An 8516-nucleotide genomic window follows, 5' to 3' on the forward strand; every position below is an offset into this window, starting at 1 on the left:
CGCACGTGCGCGGACCGACGCACACGACGCGCAGAGTCCGGGAGCCCCCATGTCGACCGTGAACCCCCTGCCGCTCTGGCAGCCCGATCCGCAGCGGATCGCCCAGGCACAGATCACGAAGTTCCAGGCCTGGGCGGCCGAACACCACGGCGCCCCCGCCGAGGGCGGCTACCCGGCCCTGCACCGCTGGTCCGTCGACCGTCTGGAGACCTTCTGGAAGGCCGTCACGGAGTGGTTCGACGTACGGTTCAGCACCCCCTGCGCGCGCGTGCTGGGCGACCGCACGATGCCCGGCGCGCAGTGGTTCCCCGGAGCCACCCTCAACTACGCCGAACACGCCCTGCGCGCCGCCGCGACCCGCGCGGACGAGCCCGCCCTCCTCCGCGTCGACGAGAGCCACGAACCGCAGCCGGTGACCTGGTCCGAACTGCGCCGCCAGGTCGGCTCCCTCGCGGAGGGACTGCGCGCCCTCGGCGTACGCCCCGGGGACCGCGTCAGCGGGTACCTGCCCAACATCCCCGAGGCCGTCGTCGCCCTGCTCGCCACCGCCGCCGTCGGCGCGGTGTGGACGTCCTGCGCTCCCGACTTCGGCGCCCGCAGCGTCCTGGACCGCTTCCAGCAGGTCGAACCGGTCGTCCTCTTCGCCGTCGACGGCTACCGCTACGGCGGCAAGGAGCACGACCGCCGCGACGTCGTCGCCGAGCTGCGCCGCGAGCTGCCCACCCTGCGCGCCGTCGTCCACGTCCCCCTGCTCGGCAGCGCCGCCCCCGAGGGAGCCCTCGCGTGGGCGGACCTGACCGCCGCCGACGTCGAGCCGGTCTTCGAACAGGTGCCCTTCGGCCATCCCCTGTGGGTGCTGTACTCCTCGGGCACCACCGGTCTGCCCAAGGCCATCGTGCAGTCGCAGGGCGGCATCCTCGTGGAACACCTCAAACAGCTCGGGCTGCACTGCGACCTGGGCCCCGGGGACCGCTTCTTCTGGTACACCTCGACCGGCTGGATGATGTGGAACTTCCTCGTCTCCGGCCTGCTGACCGGGACGACGATCGTCCTGTACGACGGGAGTCCCGGGTACCCGGGCACGGACGCGCAGTGGCGGGTCGCCGAGCGCACCGGAGCCACCCTCTTCGGCACCTCGGCCGCGTACGTCATGGCCTGCCGCAAGGCGGGGGTGCACCCCGCCCGCGACCACGACCTCTCCCGGATCCGGTGCGTCGGCACCACCGGGTCCCCGCTGCCGCCCGACGGGTTCCGCTGGCTGCACGACGAGGTCGGCGAGGACCTGTGGATCGCCTCCGTCAGCGGCGGTACGGACGTCTGTTCCTGCTTCGCGGGCGCCGTACCGACCCTCCCGGTGCACATCGGCGAACTCCAGGCGCCCTGCCTGGGCACCGACCTGCAGTCCTGGGACCCCAGCGGGGCACCGCTGGTCGACGAGGTCGGCGAACTCGTCGTCACCAACCCCATGCCGTCCATGCCGATCCACTTCTGGAACGACCCCGACGGCAGCCGCTACCACGACAGCTACTTCGCCGTGTATCCCGGCGTGTGGCGCCACGGCGACTGGATCACGCTCACCTCCCGCGGCTCCGTGGTCATCCACGGCCGCTCCGACTCCACGCTCAACCGCCAGGGCGTGCGGATGGGTTCCGCCGACATCTACGAGGCCGTCGAGCGGCTCCCCGAGATCAGGGAATCCCTCGTCATCGGCATCGAACAGCCCGACGGCGGCTACTGGATGCCCCTCTTCGTGCACCTGGCGCCCGGAGCCGTCCTCGACGACGCGCTCCTGGACCGCATCAAGCGCACCATCCGCGAACAGCTCTCCCCACGCCACGTCCCCGACGAGGTCATCGAAGTGCCGGGCGTTCCGCACACCCTCACCGGCAAACGCATCGAGGTCCCGGTCAAACGCCTGCTCCAGGGCACCCCGCTGGAGAAGGCCGTCAACCCCGGCTCCGTCGACGACCTCGCCCTGCTGCGCTTCTACGAGGACCTGGCCCGCAAACGCGCCTGAGCACGAGGGGGGGCGGACACGGCCGGGGTTCAGCCGCCGTAGGTGGCCTCCGACTCGCCGAGCACGGCGGCGAAGTCGCAGGCCAGCCGGGCCGCCTCGGCCGGCTCCAGATCGGCCACGGAGATCCGTACGCCCGGCGGTGACGACAGACGGAACCGGGCCCCCGCGGCGACCCACCAGCCGTACGAACGCAAGCCGTTCACCACGGCGGACTCGTCCGCCACCGGCACCCACACGTTCATCCCGCTCGCCCCGTGCGCGCCGATGCCCCGGGCCGCCAGTTCCCCGGTCAGGGCGGCACGGCGCTCGGCGTAGGTCCCGCGCGCGCGGGACACCAGCGCGCGCGTGCCCTCGTCCGTCAGCAGACCGAGGACCGTCTCCTGCAGCAGATGGCTGACCCAGCCCGAGGTCAGCAGCAGCCGCCCGTCGTGCCGGGCCAGAGTGGTGGCGTCGCAGGCCGCCGCCGCCCACCGGAGGTCCGCCCCCAGGAACTTGCTCACCGTCCGCACGTGCACCCACCGGTTCAGGCCGCCGGAGGTGAGCGTGCGCAGCGGTACGTCCGCCACCGCCGAGGCGTGGTCGTTCTCCACGACCAGCACGTCCGGCTCCTCCCGCACCACCTCGAGCAGAGCCGTGCGGCGCTCCTCCGAGAAACACCCGCCGTACGGGTTCTGCCCCCGGGGACTGCACACCACGGCCCGCGCACCCGCCCGCAGCGCCCGCCGCAGGGCCTGCGGACGCATCCCCTCGTCGTCCACGGCCACCGCGACGCAGCGCAGGCCGAGCGCGGTCACCAGGTCGAGCAGGTGGTGGTAGCCCGGGTCCTCCATCGCGACCGCGTCCCCCGGACGCAGCTCGACGGACAGCAGGCGTCCCACCAGATCCAGCGCGCCGTGCGCGAACGTCACGTCCTCCACCGGCACGCCGTCGGGCCCCAGCCAGTCCCGCACGGCCTCCTCCAGTCGTGGCAGGCGCGGGGCCGAACGGTGCGACCGGGCCCCCGGGGACAGGCGGGAGGGGGGCACCAGACCGGGCAGGAACGCCGGATCAGGGTGCCCGCCCGCCAGGTCCCGCAGCCCCCGCGGCACCTTCGGCGGCCGGCGCGACGCCACCGCCGGAGCGGGCGCCACCACGGTCCCGCCCCGCCCCCGGGTCACCACGATGCCCCGCCCGCGCAGCTCCTTGTACGCGGTAGCGACCGTCCCCGGGCTGACGGCCAGGTCGCCGGCGAGCCGGCGCACCGGCGGCAGCGCCGCACCCGGCGCCAGGGCCCCCTCGGTCACGCCCCGCTCCACCGAGGCCGCAATCTCCTTGGCCGTCGTACCGCTGATCCCATAATGTACTGCCACGTTGATGATTATGTATCAATACATAATTGGCCGCAAGGGGGAACCGTGGGAACCACCCGCCGTACACAGGCCGGACACGCCGGCACGCCTCGACCCGCCAGGACGGGAAAGCCCCGGATACCCGGCGGACCCGACGGCCGCCGCATGCTCCTCGTCGCGCTCGTCGACCGCACCGGCAGCGGACTGTGGGCCTCCGTCTCCGTCCTGTACTTCACCTACGTCTCCCACCTCTCCCTCGCCCAGGTCGGCACCCTCGCCGCCCTCGCCGGAGCCGTCGGCATCGCCGGCGCCCCCATCGGCGGCCGCATCGCCGACCGCCTCCCGCTCACCCGCGTCCTCGTCGCACTCCAGCTCCTGCGCGCCCTGGCCTCCCTCGGGCTGCTCACCACCGACCACTACGGCCCGCTGCTCGCCTTCTCCGCCCTCGGCAGCCTCGGCGACCGCGCGGCCAGCGTCCTCACCAAGCTCTACGCCACCCGCGTCTCCGGAACCGACCGCGTGCGCTACCAGGCACTCAACAGGACCGCGGCCAACGCCGGCTGGGCCCTGGGCGGCCTCGCCGCCGCGGCCGCCCTCGCCCTCGGCACCACCGCCGCCTACCGGTGGCTGCTCCTCGGCGACGCGCTCTCCTTCGTCGCCGTCGCCCTCCTCACCCTGCGCTGCGGCGAACCCCCCTCGCCCTCCCGCACCGTCGCCACCCACCACACCCCGGCCCCCGCGGGCCACCCCGCCACCCCGTGGCGCGACCGCACCTACCTCGCCTACGTCGCCACCGAAACCGTCCTCTTCCTCGACGACGCCGTCTTCAAGGTCGGCCTGCCCCTGTGGATCGCCCACGCGAGCACCGCGCCCCACGGCCTCGCACCCCTGCTCATGGTGCTGAACAACGTCATGGTGGTCGCCCTCCAGGTCCCCCTGGCCCGCTTCGGCGCCACCACCGCGGCAGCCCGTACCCTCCTGCTCCCGCTCTCCCTCGCCTACGCCCTCGGCGGCGCCGCCCTGGCCCTCTCCACCACCGGCGGAACCGTCACGTCCACCGCGCTCCTCACCGCCGCGGCCGCCGCCCTCACCCTCGCCGAGATGCTCCACGCCACCGTCTCCTGGGAACTTTCCGTCGCCCTCGCCCCCGACACGGCGCAAGGCGCCTACCTCGGCGTGCACGGACTGGCCCAGTCCGCCCAGCGCAGCATCGGACCCCTCGCCGTCACCGCGGCCATCGCCGCGGGCCCGGCCGGATGGGCCGTGTTCGGCGCCTCCATAGCCCTGACCTGCCTCATCCAGCACCGCACGGTCCGCGCCCGGCTCGCAGGACCCCCGTTGTCAGTGCCGCCCGTTACTGTGAGTGAGCATTGATCGACCGTGCACGCTCGGCGAGACCGTGCGCGCACACACGGGGAAACCACGGGGGAAGAACATGACACACACCGACCGCCGGACCATGCGACGCGTCCTGCGCCGGGAGATCGCCGGCACCATCGGCCTCCTCACCGACGAACACGACTTCCGCGCCATGCGGCGCTACCGCAGCTTCACCTTCGACGACCACACCACCTATCTCGAACAGGTCGAAGCACTCCTGCGCGTCAGGGCGGCCCAGGGCGGCCACACCACCGTCGCCCTCTTCGACCCCGAGGAATACGCCGGATTCTGCGCCCGCACCGGCCTCGACCCCGACGCCCCGGCCAGCCGGGCCCGCTTCACCGCCGAGATCGCCACCGCCGGACCGACCCTGCCCTACGACGGCCGGCCGCTCACCGAACTCGTCCCCGCCCTCGTCGACGAAGCAGTCCGCCAGGCGACCTGGGAGTACGCCTCCACCCTCCTCGCCCGGCTCGGCCCCTGCGCCTCCTGCGGCGAGGACATCGGCCGCGCCGCCTTCACCCGCGCCGCCGGCCTCCTCGCCCGCATCCTCGACACCGCCCCGCCCGGCAACCGGCACCTGGTCTGCAGCGTCACCACCACACCGGAGACCCTCCTCGCCGTGCTCCACGCCGACGACGACGGCGACGACACCGGCGGTGACGCCCTCCGCACCGGCACCACCCGCCTCGACGAGGCCGAAGCCCTCGAATTCACCACCGTCCTCGCCCTCGGACTCGCCACCCGCAGCCCCGGCGGACTCGTCATGCGCACCACCGCGCCGGGCATCCCGGACCGTGTCTACGGCTGGCGCCTGCGCGGCGACGGCCTGGAGCCGCTCACGGCGGGCGAGGTCTTCGACGCCTACTGCACCGACATCGAATCCGGCGGCCTGCTCGCCCCGGAATCCGGCGTCGACTACGGCACCCCGCCCGATCTGGGAGAAGAAGGACCCGCCCCACGACACCGTCCCTGAACACGCCAAGGGCGCTCCACCCTCGGGTGGAGCGCCCCGGACGAACCAGCCGGTGACGGCACGGTCCGCTCACTCGCCGGACAGCACCGCCTGAGCCGCGTCACGGGCCTCCTCGGCACTGTCCGCGGCCCGTGCCGCCGCGGCGGCACGCTCGCACTGCGCCAGCGTGTGCTTCGCCAGCGTCGCCCGGACATAAGGAAGCGATGCCGCACCCATGGACAGGGAGGTGACACCAAGGCCCGTCAGCACACACGCCAGCAGCGGATCCGAGGCCGCCTCACCGCAGACCCCGCAGCTCTTGCCCTCGGCCCGCGCCGCCTCGGCGGACAGCGCGACCAGATCGAGCAGCGCCGGCTGCCAGGGGTCCTGCAACCGCGACACCGCACCCACCTGCCGGTCGGCGGCGAAGGTGTACTGCGCGAGGTCGTTCGTGCCCAGCGACAGGAACTCGACCTCCTGCAGAATCGAGCGCGCCCGCAGCGCGGCCGACGGGATCTCGACCATCGCACCGAACTTCGCCCGCAGCCCGGCCGCACGGCAGGCATCCGCGAACGCCCTGGCGTCCGCCCGGTCCGCGACCATCGGAGCCATGACCTCGAGGTGGACCGGCAGCCCCTCGGCCGCCGCGGCCAGGGCCGTCAGCTGGGTGCGCAGCACCTCCGGGTGGTCGAGCAGCGTGCGCAGACCCCGCACACCCAGGGCGGGGTTCGGCTCGTCGGCAGGCGTCAGGAAGTCGAGCGGCTTGTCCGCACCCGCGTCCAGCACCCGCACGACGACACGGCCCTCGGGGAAGGCCTCCAGCACCTGCCGGTAGGCCTCGACCTGCTTCTCCTGCGAGGGTGCCTTCTTGTTGTCGTCCAGGAAGAGGAACTCGGTCCGGAACAGACCGACACCCTCGGCACCGGCCTCCACCGCTGCCGCCACGTCCGCGGGACCACCGATGTTGGCGAGCAGCGGCACCTTGTGACCGTCGGAAGTGGCACCCGGACCCGTCGACGCGGCCAGCGCCGCCCTGCGCTCGGCGGCCGCGGCCTCCAGCTGCGCCTTCTTCTCGGCACTGGGGTTCACGAAGATCTCACCGGTGCTGCCGTCCACGGCGATCACCGTGCCCTCGGCCAGCTCACCCGCACCGGGCAGGGCCACGACGGCCGGCACACCGAGCGCCCGCGCCAGGATCGCGCTGTGGCTGGTCGGCCCGCCCTCCTCGGTGACGAAACCGAGGACCAGGGTGGGATCCAGCAGCGCGGTGTCGGCCGGGGCCAGGTCCCGCGCGACCAGGACGTAGGGCTCGTCGCTGTCCGGCACACCCGGCATGGGCACGCCCAGCAGCCGCGCGACGATCCGGTTCCGCACGTCGTCGAGGTCCGCCACGCGTCCGGCGAGGTACTCACCCGCACCGGCCAGCAGGTCGCGGTAGGCGGCGAACGCGTCGTACACCGCGCGCTCCGCGGTGCTGCCCACCGCGATGCGCCGGTCGACATCCGCGATCAGCTCGGGGTCCTGAGCCATCATGGCCTGCGCCTCGAGCACCGCCTGGGCCTCGCCGCCCGCCAGATTGCCGCGGGCCGTCAGGTCGGCGGCCACGGCCTGCACGGCCTGGCGGGCGCGCCCCTGTTCGCGCTCCGCCTCTTCTGCCGCTATCTGCTTGGCCGGCGGTTCCAGCACCGCCGTCCCCATGTGCCGAACCTCGCCGATCGCCACACCGTGGCTCACGCCGACGCCTCGCAGCGTTGTCTCCATGTCACCCGTCTCCGAATAGTGCGGCGGGTCGCGCCGCGGTGGTTGTTCTTGTGCCGTCCCGGGGACGGCGGGCGGTCACTCCCAGGAGAAGAGAGCGTCGCCGGTCTGCACGTCGCCGCTGTCACGCAGCTCGGAGAGGGATTCGGCAGTGGCCTCCAGGGCCACGACCGGACACACGGGGGACTTGCCGGCGGCCTCGACGGCGGCGGGGTTCCAGCGCACCACCGCCTGACCGCGCTTCACGGTGTCGCCCTTGTTCACGAGCAGCTCGAAGCCCTCGCCGTTGAGCTGGACGGTGTCGATGCCGAGGTGGATGAGCACACCGTGCCCCTGCTCGTCGACGACGACGAAGGCGTGCGGATGCAGCGAGACGATGACGCCGTCCACGGGGGCGACCGCCTCGGAGGGCTCACGCACGGGATCGATCGCCGTGCCCGGGCCGACCATGGCGCCGGAGAAGACGGGGTCGGGCACAGCGGCCAGTCCGATGGCGCGTCCGGCGAGCGGGGACGTCACGGTGGTCATGGGAAGCCTCCCAGGGGTGGAGATTCGTATGGGCCGTCGCTGTCTGTCCCGGACGGCGCACTGTGAAGCAGGGTATGTCACGGTAAGTACCGGATCCGGGCGAGAGCTTACGACAGCTCACGATAGTGGTCTAGACCACCAATCCCATCGATTTGCACCGGCTCCACGGGCCCCTGTACAGTCGTACTCCTGCTTGGGGGTGAGTGACGCGAGCAAGCGTCCTCGGCCCGAGCGGAACCCAACCTGTCAGATCCTATCTCTGGATCGCCTTCCGCATGCCTGCGGGACGGTGGTCAAGAGGGCCGGAAAAGCCTGATAGAGTTTGGATCACCGAAGGGAAGCGCCCGGAGGAAAGCCCGAGAGGGTGAGTACAAAGGAAGCGTCCGTTCCTTGAGAACTCAACAGCGTGCCAAAAGTCAACGCCAGATATGTTGATACCCCGTCCATCGGAATCATCCGATGGTCGAGGTTCCTTTGAAAAAACACAGCGAGGACGCTGTGAACCGGGAGAACATTCCTTCTCCTGGTTCCGCTCTCGTGGTGTCGACCG

General features: G+C 72.4%; 6 protein-coding genes. 3 read left to right on the forward strand and 3 right to left on the reverse strand.

The genetic code is table 11. From position 1 onward, the window contains the following. Window positions 1–49 precede the first annotated feature (49 nt). Window positions 50–2017 (forward strand): acetoacetate--CoA ligase, encoded by a 1968-nt coding sequence (locus ABZ719_RS19380; protein WP_366726398.1) that lies wholly within the window; start codon window positions 50–52, stop codon window positions 2015–2017. A 29-nt stretch (window positions 2018–2046) separates the two neighbouring features. Here ABZ719_RS19380 and ABZ719_RS19385 read toward each other — a convergent pair whose 3' ends face one another. Then, window positions 2047–3366: an aminotransferase class I/II-fold pyridoxal phosphate-dependent enzyme gene (locus ABZ719_RS19385; protein ID WP_366726399.1), complete on the reverse strand. Its 1320-nt coding sequence runs from the start codon at window positions 3364–3366 to the stop codon at window positions 2047–2049. Window positions 3367–3510: 144 nt separating this feature from the next. On the opposite strand from ABZ719_RS19385, the gene ABZ719_RS19390 reads away from it, so the two are divergent. Further along, the gene (locus tag ABZ719_RS19390) at window positions 3511–4719 is read left to right on the forward strand and encodes an MFS transporter (RefSeq protein ID WP_366726400.1); all 1209 of its coding nucleotides are present in this window, start codon (window positions 3511–3513) and stop codon (window positions 4717–4719) included. 61 nt (window positions 4720–4780) lie between these two features. After that, window positions 4781–5701, forward strand: coding sequence for a hypothetical protein (locus ABZ719_RS19395; protein ID WP_366726401.1), 921 nt, complete (start codon window positions 4781–4783; stop codon window positions 5699–5701). 69 nt (window positions 5702–5770) lie between these two features. Here the strand turns inward: ABZ719_RS19395 and ptsP are convergent, their stop codons facing one another. Both ptsP and ABZ719_RS19405 read right to left on the reverse strand, forming a co-directional pair. Then, window positions 5771–7441 (reverse strand): phosphoenolpyruvate--protein phosphotransferase, encoded by a 1671-nt coding sequence (ptsP, locus tag ABZ719_RS19400; protein ID WP_366726402.1) that lies wholly within the window; start codon window positions 7439–7441, stop codon window positions 5771–5773. A gap of 75 nt (window positions 7442–7516) precedes the next feature. Then, window positions 7517–7966, reverse strand: a complete 450-nt coding sequence (locus ABZ719_RS19405; RefSeq protein WP_366726403.1) for a PTS glucose transporter subunit IIA — start codon at window positions 7964–7966, stop codon at window positions 7517–7519. Window positions 7967–8516 lie beyond the last annotated feature (550 nt).

It is taken from the genome of Streptomyces sp. NPDC006743 (assembly GCF_040703815.1).
Lineage (GTDB): Bacteria > Actinomycetota > Actinomycetes > Streptomycetales > Streptomycetaceae > Streptomyces.